Source organism: Actinosynnema sp. NPDC023794 (assembly GCF_040639675.1).
Taxonomy (GTDB): domain Bacteria; phylum Actinomycetota; class Actinomycetes; order Mycobacteriales; family Pseudonocardiaceae; genus Actinosynnema; species Actinosynnema luteola.
This window is the reverse complement of sequence record NZ_JBFAFR010000020.1, coordinates 41,704-58,459: the sequence shown is the minus strand read 5'-3', so window position 1 is coordinate 58,459 and position 16,756 is coordinate 41,704. Positions and strand designations below refer to the sequence as shown.

Genomic DNA, 16,756 nt, shown 5'->3' with positions numbered 1-16,756 from the left:
CCTGTGATCATCGGAGTGCTCATCCTCTCGATGACAGCTGCGCCTGCCAGGGCCCAGGACCCTTGGGGCGATGTGAACTGCACCCAAGATCCCTCGCCGATCTGCGACCTCGGTGCTGGAATCGGTAACCGGCCCGGGCCGGTGATCGGACGCCCCGGAGGCAAAGAACCACCCTCCGAACATGACGACGGCGACGATCCCTATGCGGGCTGCAGCTACAAGCCGGTCGACTACCACGCGCCGGAGGGTCAGCCGGAGGAGCCGGGCGGTTGGTTCATGGTGCTGTGTTCGCCGGACGGCAAGGATCCGCTGTCCCACGGCCCGGTGTGGGTGCCTACCGGCGGTGCTGCGCAACCGGCGCTGTCGCCGGTGAAGGTGGCCGCCATCGCGCGCAACCGCTTGCGGCTGCCTTCGGTCATGATCGCGGCCAGCCCCGCTGAGGTGCAGTTGGTGAACCTGCCGACGTGGTTGTGGTTGAGCGGTGGTTGGCAGGAGGTGTCGGCGAGCGCGTCGGTTCCGGGTGTGTCGGTGACGGCGGTCGCGGCTCCGGCCTCGGTGACCTGGTCGATGGGTGACGGCTCGACGGTGACCTGCGCCGGTGCGGGAACGCCGTACGCGGCGGGCACCGATCCAAAGGCGACCTCGCCCGACTGCGGCCACGTCTACCGCCGCTCCTCGGCGAGCCAGCCGGGACAGGCGTACCCGGTGACGGCGACCGTGCACTGGACGGTGTCCTGGTCCGGTGCTGGTCAGGGCGGGACGTTCCCGAACATGACCACGCCGGGCAACGCGACCTTCCGCGTGGCGGAGTCGCAGGCGCTCAACAACGGCGGCGGCTGACCAGCGCCACTGCCTCCTGGCGTGGCATCTCCGCATAGCCCACAAAGCGATGACCACCTGTTCCGCTCGCTGACCATCCTCTGGCGACGCGGCGCACTACCCCCATGCCTTTTGGAGGTACCGGCGTGAGCACCGACACGACGATCCGGCCCGACACCGACCGAGACACGAGCACGGCCAACGGCCCCTGGATCAACGACGGCAAGAAGCCTCCCGCCTCGCGGTTGCGCACCACAGGGCGCCGCCGCAGCGTGCCGTACCTGCTGGTCGGCACGCTGCTCGTACTGGCGTGCGTGGGCGGCTTCGTGCTGATTTCGCTGAATTCCGGAGATCGGCAAGCCGTGCTCGCGCTGGCCCGCGGTGTACCGGTAGGGCACGTGCTGACCACGCAGGACCTGCGGCAGGTCAACGTCGCGGTCGACCCCGGCGTCGCCGTCGTTGGCGCGGACCAGGCCGCCGCCGTGGTCGGCAGGCCGATGGCCACCAGCTTGTCGGCCGGGGCGCTGCTCACCCCGGATGCCGTCGGCGGCGCCGCGCTCCCGACGAGCGGACAGGCCATCGCCGCCCTCGCGCTCAAACCAGGCCAGTTCCCCCCAGAAGTCGGACCGGGAGCGCGGGTGTCCGTGGTGTTCGTCCCCGGCCAGGCCGGAACCGCGACCAGTCCGCCCGCCGATGGCGGCACGGTCTGGCCTGCGGTGGTGACCAGGGTGACCACCCCGGTGAACGACCAGAACACCGTGGTCTCGGTGCAGCTGTCCGAGGCCGCCGCCCGTCAGGTCGCCGCGGTGCCAGCCGGTCAGTTGTCGATCGTGATGCTCTCAGCTGGAGGTCGCTGATGTTGGTCTCGGTTCTGTCTCTGAAGGGCTCACCGGGCGCCACCACGCTGGCAGTGGCCTTGGCCGCTCGCTGGCCCGCTCCGGCACGCGCACTGGTGGTCGAGGCCGATCCTTCCGGTGGCGATCTCGGCCTGCGGTTCTCCCTGTCCTCGACACCGGGCCTGGTGAGTCTCGCCGCCGCCGCGCGCCGTGGCGGCGACACCGACCTGGTGTGGCGGCACACCCAGCAGCTTCCCGGCGGCCTGCCGGTGATCTCCGCCCCGCCCGATTCCGACCAGGCCCGCGCGGCGCTGTCGGCCTTGGCTCCGGACCCGACCAGCGGGCTCGGGGTGCTGCGGGCGGCGGCCAACCAGCCGGGCACGGTGATCATCGTCGACTGCGGGCGTGTGGACCCCGGCTCGCCCGCTCTGCCGATCGTGCGCGCCTCCGACACGGTTGTGCTGCTGTCGCGGGCGCACGCCGACGACCTCGCGCACCTGCCGCGCCGGCTGCCCACGGTCGGCCGCTGGAGCCCGAACCCGGTACTGCTGCTGGTGGGCGAGGGCTACTCCACCGCCGAGGTCGCCCGCGAACTCGGCGTGCCGCCGCTGGGCCGCGTGCCCGACGATCCGAACGGCGCGGCCGTGCTGTGCGGACGGCCGAACACCCTGCGCTGGGGTCGCAGCGGCCCCGCGCACTCGGCGCTCGGCCGATTCGCTCACCGCGTCGCCACCGAACTCGCCACCCGCGAGCGCACACCGGCCAGCCAGAGTCAGCCCCGGCCCGCTGAGCCGGTGACGCAGGTCCCAGTCCTGCGCTCGGTTCTGGGTGCGCCACCCGGCGCGGTCTCGTCCAACGGTGTCCGCGTCGCACCGAACCCCGCAACCGACCACCGTGACCAGCAGGGAGGGCAGGCGTCGTGACGTACCCGACCAACCAGTACCCGGCGCTGCTGCCTCTGCGTCCACAACAACAGCCGCCCGGACCGGCCCCGTTCGGCAGCTCCGCACCTGGCCCAGACGCCGGTGTGCAGCCGCCGGGGTGGGGCAGCGACGAGGACACGGCTGACCTGTCGGCCGCCACGACGCGGCTGCGGCAGCACCTGCGGGAGCGGTTGAACGCCGAGCTTCCGCAGCGGGTTGCCGATCAGCAGGACCGCACCGGGACCACTGCCACCCGCGAGGCCCGGCGCGAGCTGGCGTGCGGCATCCTCGACGAGGCGCTGCGCGTGCACACCGAGAACGAGCTGGCCGCGGGCCGGCAGCTGCTGCCGCGCGAGGTCGAGCAGCGGATCGTGGGCGAGGTCGTCAACGAACTGTTCGGCATGGCCGGGCTGCAGCCGCTGCTGGACGACCCGACCGTGGAGACGATCAACGCCAACCGCTACGACCGCGTGTTCGTCCAGTACAACGACGGCCGCCGCGCACCGGTCGCCCCCATCGCGGGCTCGAACGAGGAGCTGACCGACCTGGTCCGGCTGCTCGCCGCCCGCGCCAGCAGCCAGGAACGCCGCTTCGACCAGGGCTCCCCGGCGGTCAACCTCCAGCTCCCCGGCGGTGAACGGCTGTTCGCCGTCATGGGCCTAACCGCAGGCGGGGTGACCGCGCTGTCGATCCGCCGCCACGGCTACCTCACCGTCACCCTGCCCGAACTCCGACGCCGAGGAACCCTGGACCCCGGCTTGGAGGCGTTCCTGCGAGCCCTGGTCAAGGCCCGCAAGAACGTCCTGATCACCGGCGGCACCGGCGCGGGCAAGACCACCCTGCTGCGCGCGCTGGCCAGCGAGATGGATCCGCTGGAGCGCATCGTCACCATTGAGGACGCCTTCGAACTCGGCTTGGACCACGACCCGGACATCCACGCCGACGTGACCGCCTTCCAGGCCCGTGAAGCCAACGTCGAAGGCGAGGGCGCGATCAGCCAAGCCGAACTCGTGCGGTGGGGCCTGCGGATGAGCCCGGACCGGGTGATCGTCGGTGAGATCCGCGGGCCCGAGGTCATCCCGATGTGCAACGCGATGTCGCAGGGCAACGACGGCTCGATGGCCACTCTGCACGCCTCCAGTTCCCGGATCGCGTTCACCCGCCTCGCCTCCTACGCCGCCCAGGGTGTCGAGCGGCTACCACTGGAGGCCACCAACCTGCTGGTCGCCTCGGCTGTGCACTTCGTGGTGCACCTGGCCCGCGCCGAAGACCGACGCACCCGTGTCGTGTCCTCGATCCGCGAAGTCGTCGACGCCGACGGCCCGCAGGTCATTTCCAACGAGGTCTACCGCCCCGGCCCTGACCGCCGCGCCCGCCCCGTGGCGGGAGCGCTGCGCAGCGACACCCTCGACGACCTGGCCGATGTCGGCTTTGACCCCGGCGTGATGGAAAACCCCGAGGGCTGGTGGACACCGTGATCCTCGCGGCGAACATCACCCTCAGCCCCACCACCGCAGCAGCCGCGCTGCTCGGCGTCGGCACCGGGCTCGGCCTGCTGCTGGTGGTCCTCGGCTGGCGCGGCACCGACCCGCGGCGTCACCGCCGCACCCGGACCCGCGCGGCCGAAACCGTTGATCAGTACCGCGGCCTACGGATCGCGCTCGCCGTCATCGCCGGGGTGGTAACCGGTCTGCTCACCGGCTGGGTCGTCGGCGCCGTCCTGGCCGGCCTCGCCGCCTGGGCGCTCCCGCGGGTGCTGGGCCGCGACCCCGAGCACGCCCGCCGAGTCGCACGGATCGAGGCCATCGCCACCTGGACCGAGATGCTCCGCGACACCCTGTCGGCCGCCGCCGGGCTGGAGCAGGCCATCCTCGCCACCGCGCCGCTGGCGCCGGCGGCCATCCGCGGCGAGGTCGGCGAGCTCGCCGCCGGGATCGAGAACGGCGACCGGCTCGCGCCCGCGCTGCGCCGTCTCGGCGAACGCCTGGACGACCCGGTCGGCGACCTGGTCATCGCCGCCCTGCTGCTGGCCGCCGAACAACAGACCCGCCAGCTCGCCGAACTGCTGGGCTCGCTGGCCGACGCCGCCCGCGGACAAGCCTCGATGCGCATGCGCGTCGAGGCCGGACGCGCCCGCACCCGCACCTCGGTGCGCGTCATCGTCGGCACCACCCTGGCCTTCGCCGTCGCCGTGGTGCTGCTCAACCGCAGCTACATGGGCGCCTACGACAGCGCAGCCGGGCAAATCGTGCTCCTGGGCGTCGGAGCGCTGTTCGCCGCCGGGTTCGCGTGGCTGAACCGCATCGCCCGCGTCGCCCAGCCCGACCGCTTCCTCTCCACCGCCGACCAGCACCCGGCGACCAGCCCGGCGCAGGTCCTCGTCACCGCGAGGCAGGAGTGAACACCATGATCACCTACATCACGCTGGGCATCGGATCCGGGATCGGCCTGTGGGCCTTGGCGGTCTACCTGTTCCCGCCACGACCGGCCCTCGGTGCGGTCCTGGCCCATGCCACCGCTCCACCTGCTCCGGCACCCATTCTCGCCACCGACGACACCGGCTGGGCCGCCCGGCTCGGCCGGCCCGGCGTCGCCCCACTGCGCGCGCTCGGGCTCCCCGGTCCGCGCCTGGCCAAGGACCTGGCGGTCATCGGCCGCTCGACCTCGACCCACCTGGCGGAGAAGGCCACGCTCACCGTCGCGGGGCTGCTGTTGCCCGTCCTGCTGACCGTGGTCCTCACCGTGGCCGGGCTCGGACCCGGCTTCGAGTTCCCGATCATCGCCGGACTCGTCCTGGCGGCCGTCGGGTTCGTCCTGCCGGACCTGCAGGCCCGCTCAGACGCCGCGAAGCTGCGCACCGGGTTCCGCCACGCGCTCTCGGCCTACCTGGACCTGGTGTGGATCACTCTGGCCGGGGGAGCCGGGATCGACAGCGCGCTGGGCGACTCGGTCAACATCGGACGAGGGTGGGCCTTCGAGCAGATCCGCCGCGCCCTGGACACCGCCCGCCTCACCCGCACGACCCCGTGGGCGACACTGCGCCAGCTCGGCGAAGAACTGGACGTCACCGAGCTCGCCGAGCTGGCCGCCTCCGTCAGCCTAGCCGGCACCGAGGGCGCCAAGGTCCGCACTTCCCTGGCCGCCAAAGCGCACGCCCTGCGCACCCACCAGATCACCGAAGCCGAAGGCGACGCTCAAGCAGCCACCGAACGCATGAGCCTGCCGGTGATGGCTCTGTTCCTCGGATTCCTGGCCTTCATCGCCTACCCCGCGCTCACGCAGGTACTCAATGGACTCTGACATCCCGCGCGGACAACGACCGAACGTGAACGATAAGGGAGGACAACATGATGCGCACACAAGTGGAGGCATTGTGGACAGTGGTGCAAGCACGCTGGGAGGAGTTGCGCCGCCAGCCGGAAGCCGGGTACTCGACCGAAACCGTCCTGGTGACCGCGCTGCTCGTCGTGGCCGCGCTCGCGGTGATCGCGATCGTCATCGCGAAGGTCACCGAGAAGGCCAACGGCATCACCATGTGATCCCCATGAGCCACAGGCACAGCAGCCGGTCAGCAGCGACCCGCACCGGATGGTGTCGAGTCCGTCGAGCGCTGCGCGGTGATCGTGGCTCGGTCAGCGCTGAACTGGTCATCGCGACACCACTGCTGTTGCTGATGCTGCTGGCCATCGTGCAATTCGCGCTCTGGTCACACGCCACCCACATCGCCCAAGCCGCCGCCTCGCAGGGGCTCGCGGTCGCACGGTCCCAGAACGGGACCGCCGCGGCCGGCACATCCAGCGCGCGGCAACTGCTCGACCAGCTCGCGAGCGGCCCGCTCACCGGCTCCGCCGTCACCTCGGATCGCAGCGCGGCCTCGGCCTCGGTACGGGTCAGCGGGACCGCGACCTCGGTCGTGCCGTTCCTGAGCCTGTCCGTGCACGCCGAGGCCGTCGGGCCCGTCGAACGCTTCGTCCCCGACCTGGCGGGCGGGTGACCCGCGATGCCATCGCAGACGATCCCATCGCGGACAACGCCGCCCCGTGCACCCGTCACGCCCCGAGGACGGCGTCACGGCCGCGTGCGCCCCGGTCGGTGGAGGTGGGCGGCCTGGTGGCGTGCTGATGACGGCTCGATGGCCGCCGAAGTCACCATCGCCGCGCCATTTCTGATCATGCTGCTGGTGTTCGTCGGCGTGGTCATCCACCGAGGGGTGGACGCGCGGATCCGCATCGACGACGCCGCCCACCAAGCGGCCCGCGCCGCGAGCATCGAACGCACCCCGACGGCCGCGACCGCCGCGGCCCAGTCGACCGCCGCGAGCGCGCTGTCCTCGGCGGGGGTGACGTGCGCGTCGTTGTCGGTGAGCACGTCGACCGGCGGTCTGCGGCCCGGTGGCACGGTCAGCGTGACCGTGTCCTGCGCCGTCGACTTCGGCGACGCGCTCATCCTCGGCGTGCCCGGCGGCAAGACTCTGTCGGCCACCTCGGTCGAACCCGTGGACCTCTGGCGTTCGACCCTGAACACCGGGGGCGAGACATGACCCGGCGAGGCCGTCATTTCCGGTGCAGTCGGTGGTCGACCTGGTGGCGCACGCGCCTGCGGTGGTGGCGCGCCGACGAGGGCCGGGCGACCGCGTTCGTCCTGGCGCTGACCGTCGGCATCCTGGCCTTGGCCGGCCTGACCCTCGACGGTGGCCTCGCGCTGGCCGCAAAAGTACGAGCCAACGGCCAGGCCGAGGCCGCCGCCCGCACCGGCGCCCAGGCCATCGACCTCACCGCCTACCGCGGCAACGGCACCCTGCAACTCATGCCCGCCCAGGCGGTCGCCAACGCCCAGGCGCACCTGGCCGCCGAGGGCGCCTCCGGCACGGTGACCGTCTCCGGCGACACCGTCACGGTCACCGTGACCGCCTCCCAGACCACCCAGCTGCTCGGGCTGGTCGGCATCGGGTCACTCCACGTGCATGGGCAGGGCAGCGCACACCCCCAGCGCGGGGTGACCGCGATCGACCCCTGACCACACCCGCACCCGTCGTGAACACGGCATCGCAGAGAAGGGACAGCAGCATGGCAACACCCGAGGAGATCCGCCGGCGCGTCGAAGAGGCCGACACCGCCCGCAGCGCCCGCCGAGCCGCCGCCGCGCGGCAGGTCGGCGAACTCGCGGGGCGCCGAGCCGCGATCGTCGAGCAGCTCGCAGAGGTGGAGCGTGAGCTCGGCGAGGTGGTGGCCGACGCCCAGGACGTCATCGACGTCGACGAGCTGGCGGCGTTCACCGACCTCAAGCCATCCGACCTCACCGGGTGGATCGAGGGGCGCAAGCCCGGCCGCAGCAAGCGCAAGAGGACGGCGACCGGCGCGCCGGGTGATACGCGCTCCCTCTCCGGACCGAGGACAGCGGCACCCGCGCAGAGGACCAACTCGCGCGAGGGCTCGACCGCTGCCGGGCTGGACAAGCCCGAGCCGATCATCGCCCACGCGAGCTGACCGTGCCCGCGCTCGCACCGCCCGCGGGGTTCTCCCACAGCTCCGACTCATCACGGCCGTGTGACCGGGCGGGGAGCGAACACGTCCAGTTCTGCTGAGGAAACGAGCACGTCATGGCCGCATCACCGCATCCCTCCCGCCGCACGCTGCGAACGCGAGGCAGGTTGTGGCAGGACGCCGGGCGGGTGCTCGGAGTGCTCGGGCGGCTGGTGCGCGGGCTGCTGGCGACGGCAGTCCTGGTCGCGCTGCTGGTCGGGTTGCCGTGGGCGTTGACGCACTTCGTCGGCTGGCCGCTGCCGGACCACCTGCCCTCCTGGGCGGAAGTCCAGGGTGCCCTGCTCGGCCCGATGACCACCACGTTCCTGTTGGACTTCCTCACCTGCCTGACCTGGCTCGTGTGGGCGTTCTTCGCCCTCGACGTCGCCCGCTGCGCGGTCGAGATCGTCCGCGACGCCCGGATACCCAATCTGTCGGCGGCCGGACCGGTGCACCGGATCGCGGCCGTGCTCGTCGGCGCGGTCCTGATCTCCCTTCTCGGTCAACGCGCCGGCCCGCCCGCCACGGGCCCATCCGCTGCGGGCGGTGCCGCGGCTGAGGTGGTGGCGACGGCTCCCGCGTGGAACACGCCCGCCGAGCACGCCGAGTTCACCGTGGTGCGACCGGCCGTCCACAGCGCGCCGTATCACCACGAGACGGCCGGGATGGTCGAGCAGCCCGGCCACGCGAAATCCGCGGTGGTGCTTGCGTACAACCCCGACACCGGCGTGTACGACTCGCTGTGGCGGATGTCCGAACGCACCCTCGGCGACGGCAACCGCTGGCCGGAGATCTACGCACTCAACCAGGGCAAACCCCAACCGAATGGCGGCACCTTCACTCGCCCCGGCTTGATCTTCCCCGGTGAGAAGATGGCTCTGCCTGATGACGCCACCGTCGGCTCCCCGCCACCCACGGCCCCGGTGCCACCACCAGTAACCCCGCCCCCTCCGCCCGACCCCCCGCCCAGCAGCACGGCGACACCGGCCCCCTCCACAACGCAGCCACCCGCCACCACCGAAGCCCCACCGACCACTCAGGCTCCTCCGGCGACTCAGGCGCCGCCGAGCACAGGCGCGGTTGGTGAGCCGGGGATCAGCTGGGGTGAGGAGCTGTTCGTCGGCCTCAGTCTGGCCGCAGCGGTGAGCGCCGCCCTGGTCGTGGCCCGGCGGCGGAACCGACGCCGGTATCAGCCCGATAGCGGCGACCGCAGCGACCTGCCCGTCGCCCCGGTCGTCTACCAGCTGCGGCTGGCACATCTGCGCGCCGACCACGACGACCCCGCCGGCGCCGACGAGGAGGTGAACCTCGACTGGCCGGGCGAACGCCCACCACGCGCACCGGCACCGCCGCTCGTAGTCGGCACCCATGCCGATGCCGGCGCGGACGACGTCCCCGAGGCCCAAGCGCCGGTCCTACCGGTCGGTGTGCGGGACGGCCGCGAGATCGCCGTGGACCTGGCCGCCGCGCACGGCCTGGGCCTGCTCGGCGCGGGCGCCCCCGCCACGATCCGTGCGCTACTCGTGGCCATCCTCAGCACGGCCTTCACCACCACGCACAGGCCGGCCACGGTCATCGTTCCGGCCGACGACCTCGCGGCGCTGTTCGGCAGGCGCGTGGCGCAGGCACCGCTTCCGCCGGGTGTGCGGGTGGCGGCCGACCTGGACGCCGCGCTGGACATGCTGGAATCCGAGACCCTGGTGCGCGTCGGTCAGCTCCCGCCCACCGGCCAACCCTGGGGGCCCGTGGTGCTGGCGGCCCGCGCACCCGGCCGCCAGGCCCGCAGGCTGCAGGCAGTGTTGGACAACGGTTCGACCGTCGGCCTGACCGGGCTGCTGCTGGGCCAGTGGAGCGCCGGGGTGACCGCCTACGTCCGCGACGACGGCACCATCTCCACCACCAGCCCCGGCCTCGGCGAACCGCTGCGCGGCGCGCGCGTGTTCCGGCTGGGCGACGACCACCTCGCCGACCTGCTAGACCTGCTGCGTCACGCCGACCCCGGCGACGGGCCCGAGTTCACTGATACCGCCGGCGACGAACCGCATCCGGTTGTCGTGCCGCGTCCTCACGTCGTCGTGGACGATTCCGTTCCCGTCACCGTCGAGCCCGTGGACACCGTGGTGAGCCGCGGCGCGCGCACCGACGATCGCGGACCCGCGGTCGGCGAGGACATGCCCGCCGAGGGCACGACCCAGGTGCCGGTCGCCGACACGGACCTGGAGCTGTTGGCACCCCCGAGCGATGACGACCGGCGAGGCGACGGTCAGCTGGAGATCCTGCGGCCGGAGCCCGCGCCCGCGACGCCACCCGGTCTTCGGCTGCGTCCCGTCCAGCCTGTCCGCCCCGACGCCGACCACACAACTCAGAACACGGGTGAAGGGCACCGGCACGGCCGGCCAGCGGGGAGCCAGCCACAGGGCCCCGTCGAGTCGCGCGAGGCGTCGTTGGCGCCGTTGCGCGTCAGCGTGCTCGGGCCGCCGCGGGTGTGGTGGCGTCCCGCGCCGGCAACACCCGATGGCGAGGCCGCCGAACGCGAAGTCACCTCGGCGTTCCAGCCACGCCTGCGCGAACTGCTGGTCTTCCTGGCGCTGCACCCCGACGGCGCCAGCCGCGAGGCGCTCATCGCCGCCCTGTGGGCCACGAGCTCACCGGAGCGGACCACCAACGCGATGAACACCTCGCTCTCGCGTCTGCGCCGCGCCCTGGCCGCCGCAACCGGCAACGTGTTGTCCGACCTCGTGGTGGTCGGTGGGGGCCGCTACCGGCTGGACCCCGACCTGGTGGAGGTCGACTACCACCACTTCGCCGCCGCCGCGGCCGCCCGCCGCGCCGCCGTCACCGACGCCGATCGCGTCGAGGCGTACCGGCGGATCGTCGACAGCTACACCGGCCCTCTGGCCGACGGGTTGAGCACCGACTGGATCGAGACCGCCCGCGAGGCCATCCGCCGCGACGCCATCGACGCCGTCGCCGCCCTGGCCCGCGCCCTGGTCGAGCACGACCCACAGCAGACGCTGGACCTGCTCGAGATCGCGCGCGCGTTCGACCCGCACAACGAGCTGATCTACCGCGACATCATGCGCCTGCAGGAACGCCTCGGACAGCTCGACGCCATCCCGCGCACCCTGACCCTGCTCACCACACGGCTCGCCGAGGTCGACGACCGGCCCACGCACCAGGCCGTCGACCTGGCCGACCGGCTACGTCGCCGCCACGACGCCCCCGGCGAGCCGGGGCGAGCCGACCGCGGGCACAGCCGAGCCGGATGAACCCCGCCGGTGCCCTCGTGCACGGCGTCGGGTCACCCGACGGCGCCACCGGCACCAGGGCGACGTCCGGAGGAGTGGAACCGGCCGTCACCGGTCTGGGAGTCGAGATCCACGACATCATCGAGAATGGCCGTCTTCGCACCACTGTGACGGCTGTGCGCTTGCGCCTGAGAGAGCAAATTCGAACGGGCACGAGTCCACTCGATCAGAGGCTCTGCCAGCGTCAACACCTCGGTGACCGCCGGGGTGAACGAGTACATGACTTTCGGCGGAAAAGACTTATCGCAACTCTCGCGGACGATGATCATCTATTCGCGCGTCTTTTTCAATGTGTCCGCCAGAATGCTATCGTGCAGGACGGCGTGTTTGTCCGTCCAATTCTCGTCGATGGAATACGAGTTGACCGTGGAAAGATTCTCTACCCCGACGCGGCGGCCGTCTCGGAGGCCCTCACCGCGCGCCCGCTCGTCATGTTCTGCGGCAGGCTCTTCCCCGAACCCGCCGTCGAGGCGATCGTGCCTGTTCAGCGCGACCGTTCCGTCGCCCTCCGCTTCCCCTGGCGAAAGGTGCCGAGCCTCCCTCGCTGCGCCAAACGGCCGGAGTCGCCCACCGTATTCCTACTCGGCCCAACTCTGATGAGATGCCACTCTGCGTAGCTGGCCTGGAGATCGACAGCGCGTACGGTCACTTCCGTTGGGGGTTCACACGGGGGATCACATTGGGGATCAGGTTGGGGATCCTGTTAGATTGCCACCCCCCTCCGGCCAGTAAAGACGCCGGTCAAAGGGGCTGTAGGGGGATCCGCTGGTATCCCAGACTCGCTTGGCCACAAGCCGGTGAACACATCGGGGCGGACTGATGGCCGGCTGTCTGCCCTATTGGCTCCGCTGCTGTCCCGCCTTCCGGCCGCCTTCTTTCTGTCTCGATTTCCCCTCTTTGATGTCCCTCACTGTCCTTTCTTTTTATTTTCCATGCGTCGCCGGCTTTCGGCTGTCCGCTCGACCCTGGCGGCTCGCTACTCTCTGGCCTGCGGAAATGGGATGGCATTTCGGTCGGAAACGTGCGGAAGTGCGTCCTTTGGGGCCTCCGAAATGGCGGCGATTGGGGGTGATAGAAAAGAGTCTTGAAAATGAGCTGCCAAACCTATTGCATGGCGCGCGGCGCAGAGTCACAATTGAATTGTCGCCGGAGGAGCCGGAAACCACACCGAATGTCACGTCCGGCGTGAGCCATGTCGAAAACGGGGAGTCGATTATGTGTTACGCCGAAACCGTGACGAATGACGACGGAACCGCCACCGCGTTGTGCTGCTGCGGATGGTCGGCGGATCACGCCACCCTCGAAGCGGCGGACGCCGACGCCGAACGGCACCAGACCGCCGCCGCCGAGTCCCCGCTCGCCGCCTGACCCGCCGCCCGTACACCCGAAAGGACCGCCCGCGATGACCACGCCCACCCCGCCCGCCGCACCATCCGCCCCGGCACCTGCCACCACGCCGACCGCCCCGGCGGGCACGCCGAAACGACTCGGCAACGGCGAGCTGCGCGCGATGGTCGCCAAAGTCCTCGCCGACAACACGGGCACCGCCCTGACGCCGCGCACCATCGCGCACGCACTGAACCGGTCATCCGGGGCGGTGGGCAACGCGTGCAAGGTGCTCGCCGACCGGGGGGAGGCCGAGGTCGCCTCGACCGCCCCGCTGACCTACCGGGCGACCACGACCACGGCGTCCGCCGCCGCGCCCACGATCACCCCCGCGCCACCGCGCACGCTCCGCCCGAAGACCCCGAAACCGGCCACCACCGGCCCACCGACCGCCGCGCCCACGCCCATGCCCGCCCCGTCCGGCGCGGGCGGGTCGGCGGGCGTGGTCACCGGTCCGGTGAAACGCCCCAACGGGATGGACTACCACCCCCGGTTGCTGTCCGGGATGCCGGACGTGACCGCGTTGCGGCGGTTGCGGGACGCCGGGGTCTCCGCCCTGTTGTACGGACCGCCCGGCACCGGGAAGACGTCGGTGGTGGAGGCGGCGTTCCCGGACTGCGTCACGGTGCAGGGCGACGGGGACACCGTGGTCGCCGACTTCGTGGGCGACTACACCAAAACCCCGGACGGCGAGTTCGTGTTCGTGCACGGTCCGCTGGTGCGAGCGATGCGCGAGGGCGTGCCGTTGTTCATCGACGACGCCACCCTGATCCCGCCGACCGTGCTGGCCGTGGTCTACCCCGCGATGGACGGACGCCGCCAGATCGTCGTGAAGGCCAACGGGGGAGAGGTGGTGGACGCCGCGCCGGGGTTCTACGTGGTGGCTGGTCACAACCCCGGCGTGCACGGGGCGGTGCTCACCGACGCCCTGTCGTCCCGGTTCTCCGTGCAGGTCCAGGTGTCGTCCGACTACGACCTCGCCGACCAGTTGGGCGTGGATAAGAAGGCGGTGCGGGTGGCGCGCAACCTCGCCACCCGGCAGGAACGGGGCGAGGTTGGGTGGGCACCCCAACTGCGCGAGTTGTTGGCGTTCAAGAAGATCGCCGCCGTGTTGGGCATCGACGCCGCCGCCGGGAACCTCGTGGGCATCGCGCCGGAAGAGGACCGCACCACCGTCGCCGCCGTGGTGCGCGACGCGTTCGGCCGCACCGTCACCCCGCTCGCCCTCGGTGCCCGCATCACCACCACCAAGCCCTGACCTGACCCGCCGCGCGCGAACCACGACCGTCGCGAAAGGACCCGTAACCGTGAGCACCCACTTCACCACCGACCCGACCGCCACCGGTGCCGCCGTGTTCCCCGCCCGCCCCGAATGGCTGACCCTGTCCGCCGCCTTCGCCGACGAGGTCCCGATCATCGCCGACCGCGACGACCTCCTGGTCACCGTCGCACCCGGCGCGGGCGGGGGTGCCCCGGCGTGTTTCTACCCAGCCCGCGCGCTGATCGAGGTCGACGGCGACCACCTCGGGGTGGACCCCGCCACCGTGGACCCCGCGAACCTGTCCGACCGGTCCCGCTACGCCCCGGCATGGGGTGCGCTGACCCACGAATGCGGGCACGCCAAACACACCGCCTGGGAACCCCCGGACGACGCCCCGCCCGGCGTGGTCGCCGCCGCCATGCTGCTGGAAGAGCCGCGCATGGAAGCCGCACAGGTCCGCCGCCGCCCCGACGACCGCCACTGGTTGCGGGCGTGCGTGCGCGGCATCGTCGCCGCCGACCTGCACCTGTACGCCGACCCCGCCACCGCCACCGCCCCGCAAATGACACCCGCGCACGCCGCGCACACCGCCGCGCTGTTGCTGGGACGCGCGGACGGCGGTGTGCTCACCCGCACCGAGGTCGCCCCGGTCGCCCGTGTCATCGAGGACGTGCTCGGGGCCGAGGTGCTGGACAAGTTGCGGGCGGTGTGGCGCACAGCGTTGCGCACCGCCGACGACGACGGCGAGACCATGCTCGCCCTCGGGCGGCAATGGTGTGAGATCCTCGGCACCGACCCGGACACCGACCCCAACACCCCCGCCGAACCGGACCCCGGCACGGCACCCGACCCGTCCGCCACCCCCGACCCGTCCGGCGGCACCCCCGGCACCGGTACCCCCAACGCCCCCGCCGACCCGTCACCGTTGGCGGACGCGATCGCCGCCGTGCTCAACGGGGTGGCGGCGAAGGTGGCGCGGGAGAAGGCACCCGAAGACCCCGCCGCCGTCGCCGCCGCCGAAAAGGCGAAAGCCGACGCCGCCGACAAGCAGGCGCAGAAGGCGGCACGGCGGGTGTTCACCGCCGGTGGTCCCCGCACCGGGACCACCCGGCTGGCGGGCACCCGCCCGCCCACCCCGCAGGAGCGCACCGCCGCGCGGGTGTTGGCGCGCGCGTTGGACACCGCCGGGGTCCGGGAACGGGTCGCGGTGAAGTCCACCTCGCAGGTCCCGCCGGGGCGGTTGCGGATGCGCGGGGTGCGTGCCGCCGAAGCCCAACGTGCCGCCGGAGCGGTGGTGACAGCCGAACCGTTCACCCGCACCACCCGGACCCCGGTCACCGTCCCGCCGTTGCGGGTCGGGCTGGCGTGCGACGTGTCCGGCTCGATGGGATGGGCGTGCGCGCACGTGGCCTCGGCGGCGTGGATCCTGGCCAACGCCGCCCGCCACACCAGGGTGCCCACGGAGACCGCGAGCGTGATCTTCGGCCACCACGTGCGCCCGCTGACCCACCCCGGCAAGCTGCCCGCCGAGGTCACCGAGTTCGAGTCCAACGACAACTGGGAGAACATCCCGGTCGCGCTGGACGCCCTCGACGGTGCCCTCGGGTTGTCCCGCCTCGGCGCGGCGCGGCTGCTGGTCATCGTGTCCGACGGTGACTACCGCTACCAGCCCCGCATCGACGGGCAGCGCAGACTCGACCGGTTGCGCGCGTCCGGGTGCGCCGTGCTGTGGCTGACCACCGGCACCTACGACACCCCGCTCGACGGAGCCACCGTCCACGTGCTGACCGACCCCACCACCACCGCCCGCGCCATCGGGCACGCCGCCACCGCCGCCCTCCGCGCGACCGCCCGCTAGCCCCAACCGGTCCGGGGCGGGGCACCCCGCCCCGGACCGCCCATCCCCGCACCAACCCACGACCACGAGGTGACCCGGGATGACCGACAACCGACTCGCCACCGTGAGCGACGTGATCGCCGCTCTGTCCGCCTACGACCCGACCACGCCCCTGAGGATCGCTGTCCAGCCTGGCTACCCGATGCAACACCTCCTCGCGGGGGTGGTGTGCACCCCCGACGACGCCGAGGGCGACGGCACCCCGCCCACCGAGCCACCCGTGGTGTGGCTCGGCGTCGGCGAGCAGGTCGGTCACCTGCCCGAGTCCGCCACCGACGCCCTCGGGTGGTCACGATGACCACTACGACGCCCGGACTCGCCGACCCCTACGGATTCCACCGCCGCCACGACAACCCCGAGGCGTGGAACCGGTAGGCGCGTCGCGCCCGTGTCGCCCGCACCGTCGCCACCGCCCTGCAGGTGCCCGTCGACGCCGTGCTCGTCGCCGACGACCCCCACCGCACCTACTCCACCCGCACCGGAGAGGTCCCCGGTGACCTGATCACCGTCACCGACCTGGCAACTGGGAGTGCGTGGCGGTTCGTCCCCGACCACACCACCCCCGGCCAGGCGTGGTTGCTGCTCGACCGCTGCCCCGGTTGTTCCGTCGAGATCCCCGTTGCCCGTGTCGCCACCTTGGCCGACCTCGGCGATCACCTCGACCCCGACCGAGGCACTCGAGTCACCCGGCAACCCCGCGAGGCGGTTGATCACCAGTCCTACTGCACCGCAGACGTTGAGGTGATCACTGACTCTGCCTTCCCTGCCGGGCAACCGGAGCTCGGTCGGGGATGAACGTCGCCA

18 protein-coding genes are annotated in these 16,756 nt (G+C 72.0%); 17 read left to right on the top strand and 1 reads right to left on the bottom strand.

The window, feature by feature from the left end:
* Positions 1–15 precede the first annotated feature (15 nt).
* The 12 genes from AB0H12_RS31130 (at position 16) to AB0H12_RS31075 (ending at position 11,369) form a co-directional block, all read left to right on the top strand.
* A complete protein-coding gene (locus AB0H12_RS31130) occupies positions 16–840 on the top strand; it encodes a hypothetical protein (RefSeq protein WP_499627778.1) in 825 nt (274 codons plus the stop codon).
* Between the two features lie 251 nt (positions 841–1,091).
* On the top strand, positions 1,092–1,676 hold the full coding sequence (locus tag AB0H12_RS31125; protein ID WP_499627776.1) for an SAF domain-containing protein: 585 nt from the start codon (positions 1,092–1,094) through the stop codon (positions 1,674–1,676).
* A complete protein-coding gene (locus AB0H12_RS31120; RefSeq protein ID WP_499627774.1) occupies positions 1,676–2,578 on the top strand; it encodes a MinD/ParA family ATP-binding protein in 903 nt (300 codons plus the stop codon). Before AB0H12_RS31125 ends, AB0H12_RS31120 begins: the two co-directional genes overlap by 1 nt.
* A 104-nt stretch (positions 2,579–2,682) precedes the next feature.
* On the top strand, positions 2,683–4,056 hold the full coding sequence (locus AB0H12_RS31115; RefSeq protein WP_499627938.1) for a TadA family conjugal transfer-associated ATPase: 1,374 nt from the start codon (positions 2,683–2,685) through the stop codon (positions 4,054–4,056).
* Complete coding sequence (locus AB0H12_RS31110; protein WP_499627772.1) at positions 4,044–4,979, top strand: type II secretion system F family protein; 936 nt, start codon at positions 4,044–4,046, stop codon at positions 4,977–4,979. Before AB0H12_RS31115 ends, AB0H12_RS31110 begins: the two co-directional genes overlap by 13 nt.
* 5 nt (positions 4,980–4,984) lie before the next feature.
* Positions 4,985–5,878: a type II secretion system F family protein gene (locus tag AB0H12_RS31105; RefSeq protein WP_499627770.1), complete on the top strand. Its 894-nt coding sequence runs from the start codon at positions 4,985–4,987 to the stop codon at positions 5,876–5,878.
* 50 nt (positions 5,879–5,928) lie between these two features.
* Positions 5,929–6,117, top strand: a complete 189-nt coding sequence (locus AB0H12_RS31100; RefSeq protein ID WP_054044579.1) for a hypothetical protein — start codon at positions 5,929–5,931, stop codon at positions 6,115–6,117.
* A gap of 71 nt (positions 6,118–6,188) precedes the next feature.
* The gene (locus tag AB0H12_RS31095; protein ID WP_499627936.1) at positions 6,189–6,572 is read left to right on the top strand and encodes a TadE/TadG family type IV pilus assembly protein; all 384 of its coding nucleotides are present in this window, start codon (positions 6,189–6,191) and stop codon (positions 6,570–6,572) included.
* A gap of 138 nt (positions 6,573–6,710) precedes the next feature.
* Complete coding sequence (locus AB0H12_RS31090) at positions 6,711–7,118, top strand: pilus assembly protein TadE (RefSeq protein ID WP_499627768.1); 408 nt, start codon at positions 6,711–6,713, stop codon at positions 7,116–7,118.
* Positions 7,115–7,594: a hypothetical protein gene (locus AB0H12_RS31085; RefSeq protein ID WP_499627767.1), complete on the top strand. Its 480-nt coding sequence runs from the start codon at positions 7,115–7,117 to the stop codon at positions 7,592–7,594. Before AB0H12_RS31090 ends, AB0H12_RS31085 begins: the two co-directional genes overlap by 4 nt.
* Positions 7,595–7,644: 50 nt before the next feature.
* Positions 7,645–8,064, top strand: coding sequence for a hypothetical protein (locus AB0H12_RS31080; protein WP_499627765.1), 420 nt, complete (start codon positions 7,645–7,647; stop codon positions 8,062–8,064).
* A gap of 113 nt (positions 8,065–8,177) precedes the next feature.
* Complete coding sequence (locus tag AB0H12_RS31075; RefSeq protein WP_499627763.1) at positions 8,178–11,369, top strand: AfsR/SARP family transcriptional regulator; 3,192 nt, start codon at positions 8,178–8,180, stop codon at positions 11,367–11,369.
* 32 nt (positions 11,370–11,401) lie between these two features.
* Here the strand turns inward: AB0H12_RS31075 and AB0H12_RS31070 are convergent, their stop codons facing one another.
* Entirely contained in the window at positions 11,402–11,677 is a 276-nt protein-coding gene (locus AB0H12_RS31070; protein ID WP_499627761.1) for a hypothetical protein, read from the bottom strand.
* A gap of 964 nt (positions 11,678–12,641) precedes the next feature.
* On the opposite strand from AB0H12_RS31070, the gene AB0H12_RS31065 reads away from it, so the two are divergent.
* From AB0H12_RS31065 to AB0H12_RS31045, 5 genes are all read left to right on the top strand, one after another.
* The gene (locus AB0H12_RS31065; RefSeq protein ID WP_499627759.1) at positions 12,642–12,776 is read left to right on the top strand and encodes a hypothetical protein; all 135 of its coding nucleotides are present in this window, start codon (positions 12,642–12,644) and stop codon (positions 12,774–12,776) included.
* A 34-nt stretch (positions 12,777–12,810) separates the two neighbouring features.
* The gene (locus AB0H12_RS31060; RefSeq protein WP_499627757.1) at positions 12,811–14,052 is read left to right on the top strand and encodes an AAA family ATPase; all 1,242 of its coding nucleotides are present in this window, start codon (positions 12,811–12,813) and stop codon (positions 14,050–14,052) included.
* Between the two features lie 49 nt (positions 14,053–14,101).
* The gene (locus tag AB0H12_RS31055) at positions 14,102–15,913 is read left to right on the top strand and encodes a hypothetical protein (RefSeq protein WP_499627756.1); all 1,812 of its coding nucleotides are present in this window, start codon (positions 14,102–14,104) and stop codon (positions 15,911–15,913) included.
* Between the two features lie 79 nt (positions 15,914–15,992).
* Entirely contained in the window at positions 15,993–16,250 is a 258-nt protein-coding gene (locus tag AB0H12_RS31050) for a hypothetical protein (RefSeq protein ID WP_499627754.1), read from the top strand.
* A gap of 122 nt (positions 16,251–16,372) precedes the next feature.
* Positions 16,373–16,747 carry a hypothetical protein gene (locus AB0H12_RS31045; protein ID WP_499627752.1) on the top strand — a complete coding sequence of 125 codons (375 nt, stop codon included), beginning with the start codon at positions 16,373–16,375 and terminating at the stop codon, positions 16,745–16,747.
* Positions 16,748–16,756 lie beyond the last annotated feature (9 nt).

What these genes read in the sequence shown, in the direction of transcription:
- AB0H12_RS31120 (WP_499627774.1), top strand. Translation starts at nt 1,676, where the DNA reads ATGTTGGTCTCGGTTCTGTCTCTGAAGGGCTCACCGGGCGCCACCACG.
- AB0H12_RS31105 (WP_499627770.1), top strand. Translation starts at nt 4,985, where the DNA reads ATGATCACCTACATCACGCTGGGCATCGGATCCGGGATCGGCCTGTGG.
- AB0H12_RS31100 (WP_054044579.1), top strand. Translation starts at nt 5,929, where the DNA reads ATGCGCACACAAGTGGAGGCATTGTGGACAGTGGTGCAAGCACGCTGG.
- AB0H12_RS31090 (WP_499627768.1), top strand. Translation starts at nt 6,711, where the DNA reads ATGGCCGCCGAAGTCACCATCGCCGCGCCATTTCTGATCATGCTGCTG.
- AB0H12_RS31085 (WP_499627767.1), top strand. Translation starts at nt 7,115, where the DNA reads ATGACCCGGCGAGGCCGTCATTTCCGGTGCAGTCGGTGGTCGACCTGG.
- AB0H12_RS31080 (WP_499627765.1), top strand. Translation starts at nt 7,645, where the DNA reads ATGGCAACACCCGAGGAGATCCGCCGGCGCGTCGAAGAGGCCGACACC.
- AB0H12_RS31075 (WP_499627763.1), top strand. Translation starts at nt 8,178, where the DNA reads ATGGCCGCATCACCGCATCCCTCCCGCCGCACGCTGCGAACGCGAGGC.
- AB0H12_RS31070 (WP_499627761.1), bottom strand. Translation starts at nt 11,677, where the DNA reads ATGATCATCGTCCGCGAGAGTTGCGATAAGTCTTTTCCGCCGAAAGTC.
- AB0H12_RS31060 (WP_499627757.1), top strand. Translation starts at nt 12,811, where the DNA reads ATGACCACGCCCACCCCGCCCGCCGCACCATCCGCCCCGGCACCTGCC.
- AB0H12_RS31050 (WP_499627754.1), top strand. Translation starts at nt 15,993, where the DNA reads ATGACCGACAACCGACTCGCCACCGTGAGCGACGTGATCGCCGCTCTG.